We start from the raw sequence: 17,864 nt of genomic DNA on the forward strand, positions 1-17,864 counted from the left end.
GTTAAGCACGCTGTGCAGGCAGCACGGGAGGAGGCGGCCGCCTATAATGGTCGTGCCCAAGAGGCGTGGCGCTCCATGTCTTCTGTGATAGCGCCGTCCCGTGAGAGCGTACCTATTGGTGTGTTAGAAGGGGAAGTGTTGGATATTTCCGGGCTTTCTGCTTCTGTCAGCGGGATGCGGGACTTCACCGGTATTGGGGATCGCGTCGTCATTAAGGCCCTTGATGGTCGCGATATTATGGCCGAGGTCGTTGCCTTTAAGCAGCATTGCGCGATTGTGATGCCCTATGGGTCGATGGAAGGGATCGGTGCGGGCTGCAAGGTATCGTTCTCACTTTATGACCGCCAACAACGCCAGAAGTTATCCGGCGGTGTGTTGCAGGTTAATGAGTCTTGGGTGGGGCGGGTTATAGACCCGACAGGCCGCCCGATAGACGGGAAAGGAGCACTTTTGCCGGGTGGAGAGGTGCAAAAGCTGCATGCATCGCCACCAGAAGCGGCGACAAGGGCGCGCCTTGGCCCACGGATTGACCTTGGCGTTAAAGCAATGAATCTCTTCACAACATGCCGTGAGGGGCAACGATTAGGGCTTTTTGCGGGGTCTGGTGTCGGGAAGTCCACCCTCTTGGGCATGTTGGTACGTAGTACCGAATGCGATGTAGCGGTGATCTCACTGGTCGGGGAACGTGGCCGCGAGGTGCGTGAGTTCATCGAGGATGATCTGGGCCCTGATGGTATGGCGAAGTCTGTCGTGGTGGTGGCAACGTCGGACACATCAGCATTGATGCGGCGTGAGGCGGCGTATTCGGCCTTGGCTGCTGCGGAGCGTTTTCGTGACCAAGGCAAGTCTGTATTGCTTCTGATGGATAGCGTGACGCGTTTTTGCCAAGCGTTGCGCGAGATTGGCCTCTCCGCTGGGGAGCCACCCGCAACGCGTGGGTATCCCCCTAGCGTTTTTTCAACATTACCACGCTTGCTGGAGCGTGCGGGGCCGGGGCCTTTGCAAAAAAATGGCCAATCTGGGCAAATTACGGCTGTGTTCTCCGTTCTTGTGGAGGGGGATGACCAAAATGAGCCCGTGGCCGATGCGGTGCGTGGCATTTTAGATGGTCATATCGTGATGGCGCGTGATATTGCGGAAGCCGGACGCTATCCTGCGATTGACGTGCTCAAATCTTTATCGCGTTCTGTGCCGGGATGTTTATCTCCTGATGAGAATGCGCTTGTCCAAAAGGCGCGGCGTATTTTGGCGGCATGGGGTGATGTCAAAGATCTGGTGCGTTTAGGGGCGTATAAGCAGGGAGCAGACCCCAGTGCTGATGAGGCCGTTCAGATTGGGCCTGCGATTGAGCAGCTTATCACCCAGCGCAAAGGGGAAATGATGGGTTTGGAAGACTGCTTTCAGGCGTTAAAGCATGTGCTGGAAACTGGCGAGAGTGGCGAGGTTGTGCCGCAGGCTTCATAATCGAGGAGAATAGACCGTGAGTGCTGCACGTTTGAAGGCCCTTCATTCACTCGAAAAGCTGCAAGACTTAGAAGCCGATGAAGCGAGAGCCCATCTTGCGCGTTGTGTGCAGGATGAGGAGCTTATTGAAGCGGCTATTGAACGGATTGAAAAAGATATTGTGTCTAATAAGCTTTTTGCTTTTGAAGGAGAAAGCGATGAAAATCGAAAACTGGACTTACAACGCTCTTATAGAGAGTGGCTCCCGCTAGCGCGTCGGCAGATTGAAGAGAAAAACAACGCCCTACAAGAAGCGCATCGTCATACAGAAATGGCGCGTGAAGCGATGGTGAAAACCAATACCGCGCTTGAGGCGACAGGAAAATTGATCAAAGAGATCAATGCAGAACTCGACATGGAACGCCAACGCAAAGAACAAGCGGATATTGATGATATTGCGCGTACAACCTTCATTCGACGGCATTTGGAGCAGACGTTTTTTTGATTTTTTCCCTCGCTACGCCTAAAGGTATTTAATAGAGCGAGCAGAGATAATATCTTAAGGTTTCGATGTGAGCTCTTGAGAAAGCGCTCTATGACCGGTATCGATAGCGTGATGCCTGTCAAGCGGATGGTTGCGCGGTCTTACCATCAATTTTTACAACAGCTTTAGCCAAGGAACGTCATGGAACAGACAGTCAATACGCCTCCGGGCAAGATACTCCTTGCTACTCCATGCTTTGGCGGTATGGTCACGACGGAGTATATGCTTTCCGTTATTGGATATGCGTCAGGTGGGCAAAGTATTCCCATGACGATTATGCATATTGGCGATGATGCGATGATCACGCGTGCACGGAATACATTGCTCGCGAATTTTTTCTTTAAATCAGATTGCACGCATATTCTTTTTGTTGATGCTGATATCGGTTTTCATGCGGATGCCCCAACTCGGCTCTTTGAATCAGGTAAGGACGTAGTCGGGGGGCTTTACCCGTTGCGTGACCGTTTTTGGGACGCCAAAACTAAAGAGAACATCCTTGCTGGGGAACGTCAGCAAACAGCGTCTTTGCGCTATGTGGGTGAAACAGCCCAGATGCACACGAGCCTAGAAAAGGGCCCGCTTGTAGAAAGTAACTATGCGGGAACCGGCTTTCTTATGGTGAGCCGGAAGGCTGTGGAACGCATGATCAAAGCGTATCCGGAAACGGAGTATAAGCGTATTGATGCGCCCAATGATGGCAGTGGTATTCGGAGTTTTGCCCTGTTTGATGGGAGTATCGACCCTGAAACAGGCACGTATTTAAGCGAGGACTACACGTTCTGTAAGCGTTGGCGCGATATAGGGGGTGAGGTCTGGCTGGATACCTCGCTCGAGTTGACCCATGCGGGGCGTGCGTCCTTTACGGGGATGCCTTCGGTTCGTCTTGGCATTGCTCATAACCGCCTGAAGACTTAATGGCCCTCGGGGCGCTGTGCCAGAGACTGTTGATGGAACGATACCGCAAATATGGCTGATAAAAACAACTCCCCAATCATTATCAAGCGGGAAGAAGGGGGTGGTCATGGGCATCATGGTGGTGCATGGAAGGTCGCTTATGCGGACTTCATGACGGCGATGATGGCGTTCTTTTTGCTGATGTGGCTTCTGAACGTGACGACTGATGAACAACGGCGCGGGATTGCGCTGTTCTTTAATCCTATGGCTGATAAGTCCGGTACAGCCAGTTTTGCGCAGTCGATTCAGAAAACCTCTCCGGTATCGTCGCCATCCTCTACCGTGAAAGATTCCGACCATGAGCCGAATGATGAGCAAGGTAAGGAAGAGAGTAAGGCAGAGGGGAAAGAAGAGACTAAGGCGACGGAGCATGAACAACATGGTGTAGAGAACTCAACCTCTATGGGGATGAGTATTTTGCCGTCAACAACGAACAGCTTTTCTCAAGGAATTAAAGCTGATGTTCCACCACAGCCCCCCGCAGTGATCCCTTTAGGCGGCCCACAAAGTGGAGCATCGCAGAAAGAGGGACAAGTGGGGCAGGGAAATGCAGACCGTGTTGAGCAAACGGCTGATGAAAACCGTAAGCTGCAAGAGATGGTTCAACAGTTGCAAGAAGAGGTTAAGAAAAACGATTCTCTTACTGACCATCAAAATAATCTATCGTTTAAGGTGGGGTCGGACGAAATCCGTATTGAGATGCAGGATACTGAACATCAGTCTATGTTTAATACGGGAGCCATCGCGCCTAATAAAGCCGGCGTAGCGATGCTGACAGAGATTGCGAAATGGCTTTCTACATTGCCTGAAAATATCTCTATTATTGGCAAAACGGATGGAGTTCCCTATCATACGCGTAAATCTGCCAGCAATGGAGCCTTATCAAACTGGACATTATCAGCTATGCGCGCTGATAAAGCTCGGGAAGTGCTCGTGCGAGCAGGCTACCCAGACCGTAAGATTGAAAGTGTTACGGGGCAAGCCGATAGGAATTTAACGGTACCATCACAGCCTGAAGCGGCGGAAAACCGCAGGATTGTTTTGGTTATTCATCGGCGTTATCCGCTGCCGGCCTCCTTTGCGTCAGCGTCTCCACAGCCGAGTGGTGATGGAGCGACACAGGATGCTGCGCATAAATGATTGACGGTGCATAACGCGGTTGTGCACTAATGAGAGTGAGCGCTTGAGCGCGTGCTTTGAAAGGGATGGTATCGAGATGCTGTTTATCGGTGGCCTTGTGTTTGCGCTTTTGTGTGTTTTTGGCTCCTTTGCAGCATCAGGGGGGGCCTTGGCTCCCTTGTTTGCGTCTATGCCGTTTGAGCTGTTAACCATTCTTGGGTCGGCTATTGGCGTTTTTATCATGTCCAATAGTATCGCAGCGCTAAAGGAGCTTCCTAAGAATCTCAAGCTTGTTCTAAAAGGGACACGCTACAGTAAACAAAATTATCTTGATCTTCTTGCTTTATTATATCGTCTTTTACGGCAGGCTAATACCAAAGGGATGGTCTCGCTCGAGAATGACTTTGAAACCCCTATGGAAAGTACTATCTTCGCAGAAACCCCAGCGATTCAAAATGATGCACATACGCGTGATCTGATTTGTGACTATTTACGTCTTATCAGCATGAATTTGGATGAAGGTTATCAACTTGATGAGGTGATGACCCGTGAGTTGAAGAAGCGTTTGCATGAAGAGCTTCATATGGCTGAAAGCTTGCAAAGTCTTTCCGATGCGCTTCCTGCTCTGGGGATTGTTGCGGCCGTGTTGGGGGTGATCAAGACTATGGCTGCCATAAGCAAGCCACCTGCTGTGTTGGGTGAGATGATTGGTGGCGCCCTTGTGGGAACTTTCTTGGGTGTGTTGCTTGCCTATGGTGTGGTGGCCCCGCTTTCAGCAAAGATGAAAACAGTGGTCACAACGGATAGCAAGTATTATGATATTATCCGAACAGTGTTGGTGGCTTTTGTGCAGGGGCAGCCACCGCAGGTCTGTGTTGAGCTAGGCCGTAAGGAAATCCCAGAAGAATTTATGCCTGGCTTTTCTGAGGTGGATTCAATGGTTGCAGATCTTACGCGCTAAGACTTCAGAGGGGGTGGTCATGGAACGTCAGTATGATGGTTATGCCAAGAAAGACTTGGTGCAATGATCTCGATCTCCCTTCTTAAGGTGGTCGATCGTCGTGAGGGGACGCCTGTGGCTGAGGGACGAGGTGGACAAGATCTCTCCTCTGCGACTGTGACCCCATCGACGGCATCGACCTTTTCGGCGCTCTTAGATGAGTATAAGCGCCAAGCTCGAGAGGGGGCTGACTGTGTTAATGCGTCGCAGCAGCGCGAGACGTTCCCAAAACCTAAAGTTGCCTCTTCGTCGCAAGACTCGCAGCAGGATCAAGCTCAAGACGCAGATCAGTCAGATGACATGTCTGCAAGCGTGAAGGACGCTTCTGCTACTCAGCAAGAAGCACAGGATAAGGATACAACAGAGACACAAAATACGTCCACGAAAGAAGAAAAAGCCTCTTCCACATCGGACAAAGACGCTACGGCTAGAAAAGCTGGAGACAGCGACGGTGTGCAGAGTGACCAAGCATGGGTGCTTTTATCCTCTATGCTCAATCAGCCTGAGATGGTGCAGATGCTGCAAGCACATTCGTCTCAAGATGGAGAGGCCGGGTTGTCGGCAGAGACGTCACTGCAGGCGGGCGGCAAGGTGGAGCTTCCCGATGCGATGAAAAAAGCACCTCAGCAATCTGTGGAGGGAGATAAAGCCCTTGCATCTATGGTGAAAATAGCATCGTCGCCAGAAGAGCAAAAAGGCACGGGGGCGTCTTCGGTTTCTGCCGCGACGATGACGGTAGGTTCTCAGTCAGTTTCAGAAGCTGCGCAGGCACAATCACCTCATGATGCTCTGCCTACAGTGACGCCGTCGCCTCCTGTGATGCAAGCTGGTAATACTTCTTCTGTTGCTCTGCCTGAGAATGTGCAGATCTCTGATATTTCGGTGACACGGGGGCCCTCTTCTGCTTCGTCAGAACGTTCGGATGCAGCACATCATCAAGAAGTGAGTGTGGATGGGGCGTCATATCTTAATGTGAAGTCAGAAGCGCTCTACACAACGCCATCTACTCAAGCTTCTGCTACGGTGGAACAAAATCTTGCCAAATCGTCGGGCACAACGCGCCAGAGCAGTGAGAATGAGGCTGGGGAGAACGGTGATCAGGAAGGACTAGGGCTTGCAACGATTGATACAGCACGCTCAAATCCTGTTAATGCGTTACAAAATGCGCCATCTCAGGGGGCTTTGTCTGATGATGGAGGGCATGGAGAGGGCAATAATCAGGACTCTCTTTTAGCATCTGGTGAGCTTGAGCATGACGGACAGGCTAAGGCGGATGAGGCCTCCTCTTCAGGAATATCGACAACCTTCCAAACGATGATAAATGCAGGAGATGTTCATCATAGCGGGGACGTGACGGCCAAAAAGGCTGATACGGCGGGTTTAGCAACCCGTACTGACGAAGGAGATACGGGAACTGATACGCATTCATCAATCGCTGCTTTAGCACAGAAGCAGGTGTCTCATTCGTCGTCTAAGCTTGAGATGACGGTAAAAACAGCAGATGCAGCATCTGTCCGGGTACAGGTGACGCGCTTGCCAGATGGTGTGGCGGAGGTCGCGCTTCAAGGAGCGGATGACGCGACGACGAAAGCGTTGACCAAAAGCCATCACGACCTTCTTGAGCAGCTTAATGCTGCGGGAATTCACTCAACTTCTGTGAAAATTGAGGTGCTCCCAGCTGAATTAGGTGGTATGAACGGTGATCAAGCTCAAGATCATTTGGGACAGGATCCTTCCTTTGGTGGCCAGTTTGGCCAAGGGGGAGGAGCTTCACAAGAAGAGCAACGCCAGAATTATGACGGTGTTCGTTCTGTTTTATCATCCAGAGATGAGGATGTTGGGCCTGTTTCGGGGGCTGAAAACATCGTGTCTCATCGTAGAACGTTACCTGCTGCGTCGAGCGGTAGTTTGAATATTTCGGTCTGACCTGAAGAGGAAGTATCCATGCCAGTGTCCGTTTCATCAGCTATAAGTTCGCTGAAGCAAGCGACGGATTATGCCGCAAGCTCAGGGGCTTCAACACTTTCAACAAGCAAGAGTAGCTCGACGTCGGCTTCCGGTGCGTCTAGTCAGGCATCGGGGGCTTTTGCCTCTATGGCAGGGAATGAGAATAATTTTCTCAAACTGTTGACGACGCAGTTACAGCACCAAGACCCGACAAGTCCGATGAAGAATGATCAGCTCGCTTCGCAGCTTGCTCAGTTTTCTGCCGTAGAACAGCAGGTGCAAACGAATAAGAATCTGAGTGCGTTGATTTCTCTGAATGAAAGCTCTCAGCTTACTCAGAATCGTTCCATGGTAGGGCAGATGGCCTCAGCCCAGACTTCGACACTGCCGCTACAATCTGGTTCTGCATCTCTGTCTGTTGGGAATACATCACCCGGCCAAATTGTCGGAATTTCAGTCGCGAATGCTGCGGGGCAAGTGGTCAAGAGTGATGTGTTGGAGAGCTCTGGTGGGAATAATACATGGAGCTGGGACGGGAAGAGTAATAACGGCACTCAACTTTCTGATGGGCCTTATAGTGTTTCTGTCAAAACGGTTGATGGCAATGGAACGACGACGGATGTGCCGTTTTCTGTTAATGGCAAGATCACCGGGATCACCAAGGGTGATTCCGGCGTGAGCGTTCAGATGGGCGGGGCTGTTGTCCCAATGTCGAATGTACAGTCTATTTCTTCGTAAGAAGGCGTATAGAGCGTTGTGAAGGAGGGATCATAGACGATGTATCAGAATGATGGGATGAGGGCGTACCGGAATACGGTGAGTGCGGCTTTGTCCGACCGAGAGGCCGATGCTATGTGCTTCCGTAAGCTCATTACGGAATTAAAATTGGCAGAACATACGGATGATATCTTGGTACGCAACGAAGCTATTTCCAAGAATCAGCGTCTTTGGTCGCTTATTCAAAAAGCAAATGCTGTCGATTTGTCTGTTGTGGACAATGAGGATCGGCTTCTATTTTTACGGATGGCAGATGCAGCTCAGAAATACGGGATTAAAGCGCTTCTTTATCCTGAACGGCCGATTGGCCCTTTGATTGAGATTGCGCAGAATGTTTTAGATGGATTGACGCAGACGATAACCGACGAGGGAGCCGGAACTCCCTAACCGGTTGTTGTACTGTGTGATCGCTTGATAAAAGTCCGCTTCCTTTTTTGAAGGAGCGGGCTTTTTTTATGCGCTGTGAGGATCTGTAAAAAAGGACGGGATCGGAGAAGAGTGTGCCAGTTTTTGGTCAATTACGGTGCACGCTGACAGCGCTTCTGCGATGGTGCGATCCATATCAAGATAACGATAGGTTCCTAGCCGTCCGAGAAAAGATACACCTTCTGTTGTTTCTGCTTGGTTCAGATAGCGTTCCAGGCGTGACATTTCTGTTGTCAGGCGGATAGGATAGTAAGGCGCGTCTTCTGGGGTAGCTAGGCGACTATATTCGCGGAAGCATGTCGTTTTCTTGAGGTGAGCTGCTTCCCATGGGGCGAAATGCTTATGCTCTGAAATACGCGTATAGGGCACGTCTTCATCACAGTAATTCATGACGGCCGTTCCCTGGTAATCTCCATCTGCATCGAAACGCTCAAAATCTAATGTGCGGTAGCCAAGGCGGCCATGACAATACTTGAAATACCGATCAATCGGGCCGGTATAAAAGATATGATCATAAGATTCTGCAGCCGTGAGAGCCTCAAATGCTGTATTGAGGTGGAGATGAATATTCGGATGATCAAGAATATTCTCAATAAGGGTCGTATATCCCTCTTCAGGAATTCCCTGGTAGGGATGATTGAAGTAATTATCATCATAGTTAAAACGAACAGGTAAGCGCTTGAGAATAGAGGCAGGCAACGACGTTGGGTCTACGCCCCATTGTTTGAGTGTATAGCCGCGGAAAAAGGCTTGGTAGAGTTCCGGGCCAATCATGGAAAGAGCTTGTTCCTCAAAGTTTTGAGGGTTTTTGATGGATGAATCAGATTTTTCTTTAAGAAATTCTTGGGCTTCATCAGGTCTTAATGTTTTCCCAAAGAACTGATTAATCGTGAAGAGGTTGATGGGCAGAGAATATACACGCCCACCAGAAATGGCTTTGACGCGGTTAATATAAGGCTGAAAAGTAGCGAATTTCTGCACATATTCCCATACATGTTGATGGGCTGTGTGAAAAATATGAGGCCCATAGTGATGAAGCATCACATGTGTATCGGGGTCGCGCGATGTATGGCAATTCCCACCAATATGGGAGCGTTCTTCAGCAAGGGTGACGGTATGGCCTTGCTGTGCAAGATGCCGAGCAATGACGGCTCCACTAAAACCCGCGCCGACAATACAAAATTTCATAACGCCCCAAAGCTTCAATCATAAATGGAGAGAAGGCTATTCTCCTCTTTAAAGGAGGAAACTTACTGCCCTGTGCAAACATTATCAACACAGGAGCGGCTGGGAGGCGCTGATGGATAAGCCGCGCCCGGAGAGGATACGTAAGGAACGCCTCCACCATAATAGCCATTATTATAATAGGAATCGCCGTAATAATATGGTTGTGGCGGCGGTGGAGGTGGTTGTGGTGGAGGTGGTGCATAACCCGGGTTCGGGGCTTCCCCATATGGATTAGGCCCGTATGGCATACCATAATAAGGCCCTTGAGGGCCTGGCGCTGCCGGAGGAGGGGGAGGCGGTGGTGGCCCGATGGGCCCTCTATTGGGTGGAGGCGGAGGGAAATAAGGCCGCGTTCCATGGAAGGATACTTGGGCTTGCCCAACTGAAGGAAGAAGGCAGAAGCTAGCAAGCGAGACCAAGCGAACCAAACGATATGGAGACAAAAGAGCAGACACCATAAACATTTACCTCGCTCGGTCGGTCGTTAGAAAGAGAAGATATTTATATAATTATACCAACAGGTAAGGAAATATCTCCCTTTTCATGTCATGTGAGGTGTTCCTCAAATGGAAGACCTCACATTAACGAAAGTATTACTGCTTCATCGCGATAGTTGATTGCAGCATTTGATCTGCTGTTGTGACGGTTTTTGTATTAGCCGTATAGGCTTCTTGAGCCACGATGAGTGCAGACAAATCACCGGTCAGATCTGTCGTGGATGACTCGGTATAGCCAACAGCAAGTGACCCGGTACCATTAGTACCAACGACACCTGTTTGTGGTGTTCCAGATTCAGACGTTGCGAGATAGGCCTGACCATCAACAGCACGTAGTCCGTTGAAGTTGTTAAAGTTCGTCAGAGAAACCTTACCGATAAGTTGCGAGTAACCGTTATCAAATTGCGCCATGATAGAGCCATCGCTTTGAATGCTTGGCCCAGTATAAGTTCCGCTTACCACACTATCATTTGTCAAAGCACTCGTATCGGCATTGAGAGTTGGGCTCGTCGTTAACGACCCACCACTCATATCTAACGTATAATTTTGACCTTTGATGGAGGCAGTAATGGCTGTTTTTGCGGCTGAAGGATCACCGCCATCGACTGTTTTCATCGTGCCATCAGGATTAAAGACGACTGTATGAGTAGCCCCCTGAACGGAAGATGAAGAGGATGAATCATAAGGATTTACAGCCTGCACCGTCCATGTTGGTGGTGACGCTGAGCTTTGTGTCCATTTCGCAGCGACCTGCGTGCCGTTCACCTCCATCGGGGTTGTCATGTAGCTCTGATTACTACCCGTGGCCGTGCCGAGGAGTGTTTTGCCCATAGTCAATGTGGTGCCAGATGCGGTGAGAGGGGCAGCTTGGCTTGTGGTGGACGGTATAGCATTAGGAGCCACCATAGTCGTCCCTGTCTTCCCACCGATCGTACCCAGAAGAAAATTCATGTGTTGTGAATCATTCTGGCCATATTTCGCGCTAATCGGGATGCTGACTGTGGAGCCCGGTGTGCTCGAGCCTACTTGTTGATTTGTAGATTTATCAACGACAGACGCGAGGTTCCCAGAGTTATCAAATGTGACTTGATAGTCGTTTGGTGCGATTGTGCCTGTTCCATCAGCATCATAAACGGACATGTCCCAAACGAGTGGGTTTGTTGAGCTCTCCTGCCATTGTGTCGCAATCTTGTGAGGATTGGACGAGGAATCATATGTCGTCGTTGTTGGAGAGGTATAGCTTTGTGGAGTATAGTTCGTGCTTTGTGCGGGAAGTTTCCCGATCTCCGCATTCATCTTTAATGTCGTTGTTGTTGTCGGCTTAAAGCCAATGTTGGCCACATTAACTTGTGAAAGTTGGTTGCTCAGAGCCCCCGTGCTGTCCACCATGTACCCGTTGAGGTAATAACCGGACGTATTAACGAGATAACCCTTCTTATCCTGATAAAAATCGCCGTTTCGTGTGTAATATTGCTGTGCTTGGAAAGTGGTCGTGTTTGATGCTGATGAGCTTACCCCAGATGGTTTGGAAACCGTGAACATTCCGGCACCAGAGACGTGCATCGCCAAGCTATTCGTGCTTTTTGTAGCTGTTCCGGAGTTGTCAACATGCTGTACGGTAACGGCTTGGACGGTATTTGACTGCGCCTGAGAAGCAGAATTCAATCGCATGTTGCCAGAAACATAATCGGCAAAAGCTGTTGTGCTCGCTTTATAACCAACAGTTTGGCTGTTTGCGATATTGTTACTCAGGTTTGTAAAGGCGTCTGCTTGGGCGTTAATGCCACTGACAGCCGTGGTGAGTGCATTAAAAACACCAGCCATATGATTAAGAGTCCCTGCTGTTGAGGCGTGCCGCGTCAATCTCACGCTGTTTTAGTTATGTTACGCGAGCAAGAAAACGGGTGCAACGGAATAATTGAGAGGGGATACCGTGTAGTTGATGCTTTTCTCTGCCGGCGAGCCACTCTCACACGTTTCTCTAAGATAGAGTTTTTTAACCAACAGTGCAATGGATAAACACGTCCTTTCTAAGGCCCTCCAACACGTGCACCGGGTGTCTTAAGTTTAACAACATAAGCAATAATAGCAGCGACTGGCTTCCAAAATTCTTCAGGGATCTCAGTATCTAAGGGCAGTGTGTGAAGAGCGCGGGCGAGAGGTGGGTTCGACACAACGGGGACTTTTGCACCACGGGCCGTATCGCGAATGCGGAAGGCGAGTTCATCGACGCCTTTGGCTACAATTTTTGGAGCTGAACCTGCATTTTGGTCGTAATAAATCGCTACGGCATAATGGGTTGGGTTGGTCACAACAACGGTGGATTCTTTAACAGAGCTCATCATGCGTCGTCTGGAGCGACTGGTACGAATCTGTCGAAGTTTCGCTTTGACTTGTGGATCACCATCTGTTTGCTTCGTTTCATCCTTGATGTCTTGGAAGCTCATTTTTAGTTTAGAAAAACGATGGTAACGCGACCATAGTTCGTCCATTACAGTAATAACACATTGAACAATAATAACGAGAAGTGTTGCGTAGAGAAACCAATTCTTGAGCTCTGACATAAGGTGAGGGGGAGCCCAACGTTCGCTTTGAGGGGCGATACGGAGCGTTTCACAGGCGACGATGTATAAAATAAGCCCAAAAACAGCGAATTTTGCGAGTGTTTTGAGCATTTCGATCAGGTTGTTGAGCCCAAAAACGCGTTTGATCCCTTTCATAGGAGAGAGGCGGCTAGGGTCGGGTTTGAGTGCTTGCGGACGGAAAAGAAAGCGCGTTTGTAGCACCCCGCAGGCAAGAACAGCACAAGCCCCTGTAATCATAATAGGAAGTGCAAGCTGAAGACCGCCTCTCGCGGCTTGTTGCATAACGGTGTAGAGGATAGCCGGGTCGCTTGATAAAAGACCAATATTGGTGAAAATGCCTTTCATCGTCGTCAGAAAGACAGAGGCAGATTTGACGATCGTGATCGAAAATACCAGAACAAATGTTCCCAAGGAAACTAGCAGAAGAAGTTCCTTAGATTGAGCGACATTTCCTTCTTCGCGTGCTTTTTCGAGCCTTTTTTCTGTCGGGTCTTGTGACTTTTCGCCACCACCGCCACCGCCTTCTTCAGCCATATGCTCCTACTATTGTGCCTTATGGGTGAGGGGGAAAGCCGATGCCTGGGAGATTGGACAAAATCCCCTGAATACGTTCGGTCCATGTCCCGCTAATGACCTGAATAAGCATAGCTAGTAGAAGGATGCCACCGATAATTTGGGCGGGGATAACCGTAGAATACACCTGAATAGACGGCATAAGGCGGTTAAGCACCCCTAACATTGCAGGCCATAAGGCCCCGATGAGAATAAAAGGTGCGGCGAGCTGCATGGAAATTTGCATAGTTTCAGACGCCGTGCGTGCGATGCTGACGGTCATATCACCCATAAGAAGGCTCGTGATATGCCCAGCAGGGAAAAGGCTGTAAGAGCCCGATATGGCGTGTAAGGGGAGGGCGTAGAGCCCGGTAGTCATCAATATGACCGGAATGAGAGAGTTCGCCATATGGCTAATTGCTGTGCTGGACGCGCCTAATTGCGGGTCAGGCTGAATGATGCTGGTCATCCCGGTGAAGACGGAGATAATTTGGGCGGAAATAGTAAGTGATAGAGCGATGAGGCGCGCTAACGTGCCGATAAAGAAACCACAGAGAAGCTCCTCCCCCACGATAAGCAACGCCATAGCCGGCATACGGAGTGCTTCACCGGAAACGGCGGTAAGGCGGTCTTGAATGACGGGAAGAAGGGCAATGGTAACGGCTAAGGCGATCCCTGCTCGGATCCGTGTGGGGATGGTGGTTTCCCCAAGAGCGGGAGCGGTAATGATAACTGCGCTGACACGGCATAAAATAATGACAAAGGTGCCTGCGAGAATGGCGATTGACCCATTGGGGGCCCCGATATTGGGAGAGCCAAAGAAGCCAGCCAGTCCATTCACCTTCAGGAGCCCCCAACCCGAATAATTTGGTCAAAGATCATTTGGGTATAGGCATGAATGGTGGAATACATAAAAGACGCCGTAAGCACTAAAACGGCCATTGTCGCGACGAACTTTGGAACGAACGACAAAGTCGCTTCGCTGACTTGGGTCATGGCTTGGAAGAGCGACACAATAAGCCCAGCCAAAAGCGACGCTAAGAGGGAGGGAGCTCCCAACTTGACGGCGACCATCAGAGTTTGGCGAAGGATTTCTTGAACATCGACTGTGCCGTTCATGAAGAATATATCCTAAACGGACATTCTCATAACTTCTTGGTATGCACTGACAAAACGATCTCGTAATGTTGTAACGGTTTGTAGAGTCAGTTTTGCTTCTTCAACAGAGGCTGCGACGTCAGACATATTGCCTTTGCCAGAAAGTGCCTTAGCTGTTTGGACTTCAGCTGCTTTCCCTGTGTCAACAGCGCCCTGAAGAGCGTTGTTCAGTACAGCGCTAAAGCTCGTGACGGCATTGTTAGTCGCGCCATTTGTGGTGTTATCTTGATCCGATCCCAGAGCATTGGATGATGTCGATTGGGTCAGTTTTTGCGCGTTGCTATAAGCCGTGCTGGCATCGATATTTTGAGCAGAAGCGAGAGATGTTCCGCTGATCGACATGGCCCAAAATCCTCTCAAGGTATGTCATGTGTGATGTATTAGAGAAGCTAGCGTGACAAGCCCTAAGGGCATAATCTCCAGTAAAGACCTATCCTATGTTAGCGTTGTTTTCCATAGTAAAAAGGACAAATAAGGGCAGATTCCCATATTATTACTAAAAAACTCTTGGAGTACATGTAGCGATAGGGTATCTCGAAAGGGATCGAACGTCCGGTGTTCGGCTCTCATTAGCAAAGAGGATTGTCATGTCAGAAGCTTCTGCTGCTTCTCAGCTCGCATCTGTGATGCGCTCAGCCACGTCGCATCAAGCCCGCTCTGTGCGTGAGGCTGTCCAGCCAGAGCGTATGGCTGATTCCCTTAAGCTTTCGGCAACAGGCGGTGGGAACGCGAAATCAACATCACCTTTTGATGCAACGGGGCAGATCTCTCCTTCTGCGAAGAGTGATGATAAAGGGGCTTCATCGAACTCGATTCTTAACCTTCTGGCCTGATCCGTTTGCGCGATGTTTTTTGTAGGGGGTGCCTGAGCTCATAGGAGGTACCTCCTGTAAAAGGACGGACGTGCTTTGCTGCCGAACCAGACTTGGAGAAAACCGTTTAATGCTGCTCACTCGTCACGAGGTTTTGACAGGCCCTATGGGCCACGCGCGCGGGTGGAGCAGGTATGGAGATACCCTTTCTTTTAAAAGGGTTCTTCTTTTGTCCTGTGTGGTTGGGCTTGTATGGGGTGGAGATAGCTACGCTGCGGCTTCACATCATCACCATGTGCACAGTCATAAAGGGCACCATCATCGCGCGGCTACGGCCTCTGCTCCTCACTCTCAGGATGGGCCAACGTCCTCAGGAGGACAGGAGGGTCAGGCCTCTTCTGATGGTGGAGACGTATTACTGAAGGGCGTTCCGGCAGGGTGGCGGGCGCATGTAATTGGCGCAGGGACTTCCCAAAAGAAAGCTGACGATCATCCGGCATCTAAGAGCGCTGCTGGTGTTAAAGATGGCCATTCAAAAGCAGCGTTATCGCCTGTTTTTACGAAAGAAGAAGTACAAAATGGGGTAAAGCCGGGTGATGCTTTAGAGCATTCAAGCACCGCTCGGAAAGTGCCTTCTTATCCTGCTTCAGTTAATCGTGTTTTGATACCAATTCCGACAGAGATGGGAATTGCAGCGTATCAAAGTGGTCGGAATTTCGTTCTGATTATTGATGGTGAAGAGCCGCTTGATACATCATCGCTGCGTGGCGATGGTATTTTTTCCAATCTGAGCGTCCAAACATTACCTAAAACGACGATGATCACCGTGCCGTTGCCTGATACGCGTCGGTTGTTTTTGTCGCAGCAAAGTAACGGCTGGGTGTTAGGAGACGTACCGCCGCCCGGTGGTGGATATGACACGCGTCAGGTCATTACTCCGCAAGAAACGCCGGCTGGGCTTTTATTCCCCATGAAGCGCCCGGGGCGTGTGTTGTCTTTAAAAGATCCGACATCAGGGGAAAGCCTCGTTGTGGGGACGGCAGCTTTTGATAATGGCGGTATTCTGTCGCTGCGGAAAGGGGATGGTTACGATGTGTGGCCGTCTCTTGAAGGGGTTGTTATTGCAGATCACGCCCCACCAAAGGTTGAACTGAAGCGCACACCGGTGGGGGACTTAATGACCATCAGCGGTGGGAAGCCGCCTGATTTGGATCAAGCCGTTTACGCCAGTGATGTCGATTTGACATGGCTGGGGCTGAAGCATCTTTCGTATCAGCAAGCGAACGCACGCTATCGCAAAGCATTGATTGATGCGGCAGATGCTGAGCCTAAAGATCGTTTTGCAAAACGACTGGAGGCGGCGAAGGCGGCGTTTAATATTGGCTCCTTCCCAGAGGCGCGTTCAATTGCAAATGTTGCTCTGGAGGATGACCCTGAGGAGGCATTCCGTCCTGATGTGCGTTTTTTCCTAGGGGCGACAGAGTTGCTTAACGGGAATCCGCAAGGGGCACAGCTTCTTGATGATGAGTGGCCTGAAAGCCAGCAGCGGGCAATCCAGGTTTGGAAAGGCCTTTATTACGCGGCTAAAGGTGGACACGATCAAGAGGCAGCGCATTATTTAGCCACGGACTTTCCACGACTTCTGAACTACCCAGAGACATTGCGAGATGTCGTGCTACCGCTCGCGACGGAGCATATTGCGCGCTATGGCACGCAGGAAGATATGCGTGCTCTCGACGCAATGCCGAAGGGGGCGCCGTACCGTCTTGCGCGTGCTTTCCGTGATATTCGTAGTGGGCGATCGAAAATCGGTGAGGAACTCTTAAAGGGGCTGGAAAGTGATCGTGACGCGACGATTGCTGAAAAAGCAATGGAAGAGAGAATTGCTCTTCAGTTAAGAGAAGGGCGTTTGAGCTCTATGGAAGCAGCGCGCCAATTTTCGTCTCTTCTACCAGACGCGCGTTTGTCTGGTCGTGATGGGTGGGTACGCATTTTGCAGGCGGACGCGTATATGCGGGTCAAGCGCTGGAATGATGCGTTGACAGCGATGGATCAAGCCAAAAAAGCGCCCATGCGGGAGGAACCTGAGCTGGCTCCGATGCTGCATCAAGCTTTAAAAGGTGTGGCGCAGGAAAGTCAGCAGGGAGCTTCACCTAAGACAGGGGGGGCACTTTTGCATGGAGCAGCCATGGTGCGCGCGCATCTGCCTGATCTGCCGCCGGGGCCTGAAAAGGCTGATGTGCTGGTGTTTTATGGGAAAATGCTTAATTCTCTTGGGTTGTATGACGAAGCATCGCAGGCTTTCTCGTCAGCTGTGCCTATGTTTGAAGACCCTACTCAGAAAGCAATGGCTGGAGAGGCCTTAGCAGATTCGTATTTAAAGCGCGGAATGCTGCCTGATGCATCGCGTGCGTTAGCTGAGACGGGGAATGCGGCCTTACCAAAGAATGAGGTCGCTAAACGCAACCGTCTCGTTGCGCGTATTGCTTTGTCTTCAGGGAAGCCAGAGGTTGCTTTTTATCTCTTAAATGGCGATAATAGCGCTGCAGCTTCAGATATGAAGGCTAAGATCTATGAGGGGCAGGAAAATTGGGCTGCAGCTATCATAGAAGTGCGAAAGATGGCAGAAAGCTTGATACCCGATCAGGGGCCTCTTAGTATGGATCAGCAGCTTCTTGCACTGCGTTTGGCGTCCGATGCTTCGCGTGCTGGTGATGCTGAAACATTGCGCTGGGTTGTTCATAAAGTTGGTGATCGGTCTTTTGACGGTGATACGGGGCGGATGTTTAAGCTGCTCGTTTCGCCATGATAAAGCGTCATGTC

The 17,864-nt window shown here is 50.2% G+C and carries 17 protein-coding genes; 10 read left to right on the top strand and 7 right to left on the bottom strand.

The annotated features are described in order from the left end of the window. Positions 1-75: 75 nt before the first annotated feature. From fliI to GS535_RS05540, 8 genes are all read left to right on the top strand, one after another. Positions 76-1,464, top strand: a complete 1,389-nt coding sequence (gene fliI / locus GS535_RS05505) for a flagellar protein export ATPase FliI (RefSeq protein WP_160791424.1) — start codon at positions 76-78, stop codon at positions 1,462-1,464. 16 nt (positions 1,465-1,480) lie between these two features. Further along, on the top strand, positions 1,481-1,948 hold the full coding sequence (locus GS535_RS05510; protein ID WP_018980937.1) for a flagellar FliJ family protein: 468 nt from the start codon (positions 1,481-1,483) through the stop codon (positions 1,946-1,948). Positions 1,949-2,128: 180 nt separating this feature from the next. Further along, the gene (locus tag GS535_RS05515) at positions 2,129-2,902 is read left to right on the top strand and encodes a hypothetical protein (RefSeq protein WP_160791145.1); all 774 of its coding nucleotides are present in this window, start codon (positions 2,129-2,131) and stop codon (positions 2,900-2,902) included. A 51-nt stretch (positions 2,903-2,953) separates the two neighbouring features. After that, the gene (locus GS535_RS05520) at positions 2,954-4,081 is read left to right on the top strand and encodes a flagellar motor protein MotB (RefSeq protein ID WP_160791146.1); all 1,128 of its coding nucleotides are present in this window, start codon (positions 2,954-2,956) and stop codon (positions 4,079-4,081) included. 76 nt (positions 4,082-4,157) lie between these two features. Next, positions 4,158-5,021: a flagellar motor stator protein MotA gene (gene motA, locus GS535_RS05525; protein ID WP_160791147.1), complete on the top strand. Its 864-nt coding sequence runs from the start codon at positions 4,158-4,160 to the stop codon at positions 5,019-5,021. Between the two features lie 63 nt (positions 5,022-5,084). After that, positions 5,085-6,986, top strand: a complete 1,902-nt coding sequence (locus tag GS535_RS05530; RefSeq protein WP_160791148.1) for a hypothetical protein — start codon at positions 5,085-5,087, stop codon at positions 6,984-6,986. 18 nt (positions 6,987-7,004) lie between these two features. Beyond that, the gene (locus tag GS535_RS05535) at positions 7,005-7,745 is read left to right on the top strand and encodes a flagellar hook assembly protein FlgD (RefSeq protein ID WP_160791149.1); all 741 of its coding nucleotides are present in this window, start codon (positions 7,005-7,007) and stop codon (positions 7,743-7,745) included. A 39-nt stretch (positions 7,746-7,784) separates the two neighbouring features. After that, complete coding sequence (locus GS535_RS05540; protein WP_160791150.1) at positions 7,785-8,171, top strand: flagellar biosynthesis regulator FlaF; 387 nt, start codon at positions 7,785-7,787, stop codon at positions 8,169-8,171. A 66-nt stretch (positions 8,172-8,237) separates the two neighbouring features. On the opposite strand, the gene glf is transcribed toward GS535_RS05540, so the two are convergent. The 7 genes from glf to GS535_RS05575 all read right to left on the bottom strand — a co-directional run bounded on the left by glf (position 8,238) and on the right by GS535_RS05575 (position 14,571). Continuing rightward, positions 8,238-9,398 (bottom strand): UDP-galactopyranose mutase, encoded by a 1,161-nt coding sequence (gene glf / locus GS535_RS05545; RefSeq protein ID WP_160791151.1) that lies wholly within the window; start codon positions 9,396-9,398, stop codon positions 8,238-8,240. A gap of 62 nt (positions 9,399-9,460) precedes the next feature. After that, positions 9,461-9,895, bottom strand: coding sequence for a hypothetical protein (locus tag GS535_RS05550; protein WP_160791152.1), 435 nt, complete (start codon positions 9,893-9,895; stop codon positions 9,461-9,463). Positions 9,896-10,030: 135 nt separating this feature from the next. Further along, positions 10,031-11,758 carry a flagellar hook-basal body complex protein gene (locus GS535_RS05555; protein ID WP_160791153.1) on the bottom strand — a complete coding sequence of 576 codons (1,728 nt, stop codon included), beginning with the start codon at positions 11,756-11,758 and terminating at the stop codon, positions 10,031-10,033. 206 nt (positions 11,759-11,964) lie between these two features. Beyond that, positions 11,965-13,053 carry a flagellar biosynthesis protein FlhB gene (locus tag GS535_RS05560; protein ID WP_160791154.1) on the bottom strand — a complete coding sequence of 363 codons (1,089 nt, stop codon included), beginning with the start codon at positions 13,051-13,053 and terminating at the stop codon, positions 11,965-11,967. A 19-nt stretch (positions 13,054-13,072) separates the two neighbouring features. Beyond that, positions 13,073-13,912 (bottom strand): flagellar biosynthetic protein FliR, encoded by an 840-nt coding sequence (locus tag GS535_RS05565; protein ID WP_370518123.1) that lies wholly within the window; start codon positions 13,910-13,912, stop codon positions 13,073-13,075. A gap of 2 nt (positions 13,913-13,914) precedes the next feature. Beyond that, the gene (locus GS535_RS05570) at positions 13,915-14,190 is read right to left on the bottom strand and encodes a flagellar biosynthetic protein FliQ (protein WP_018980949.1); all 276 of its coding nucleotides are present in this window, start codon (positions 14,188-14,190) and stop codon (positions 13,915-13,917) included. A 12-nt stretch (positions 14,191-14,202) separates the two neighbouring features. Further along, on the bottom strand, positions 14,203-14,571 hold the full coding sequence (locus GS535_RS05575; RefSeq protein WP_160791155.1) for a flagellar hook-basal body complex protein FliE: 369 nt from the start codon (positions 14,569-14,571) through the stop codon (positions 14,203-14,205). A gap of 245 nt (positions 14,572-14,816) precedes the next feature. Between GS535_RS05575 and GS535_RS05580 the strand changes: the two genes are divergently transcribed. Next, positions 14,817-15,062 carry a hypothetical protein gene (locus GS535_RS05580; RefSeq protein ID WP_018980951.1) on the top strand — a complete coding sequence of 82 codons (246 nt, stop codon included), beginning with the start codon at positions 14,817-14,819 and terminating at the stop codon, positions 15,060-15,062. 217 nt (positions 15,063-15,279) lie between these two features. Then, positions 15,280-17,850: a hypothetical protein gene (locus GS535_RS05585; protein WP_370518135.1), complete on the top strand. Its 2,571-nt coding sequence runs from the start codon at positions 15,280-15,282 to the stop codon at positions 17,848-17,850. The last annotated feature ends 14 nt before the right edge of the window (positions 17,851-17,864 follow it).

The organism is Saccharibacter sp. EH611, from assembly GCF_009834765.1.
GTDB lineage: Bacteria > Pseudomonadota > Alphaproteobacteria > Acetobacterales > Acetobacteraceae > Saccharibacter.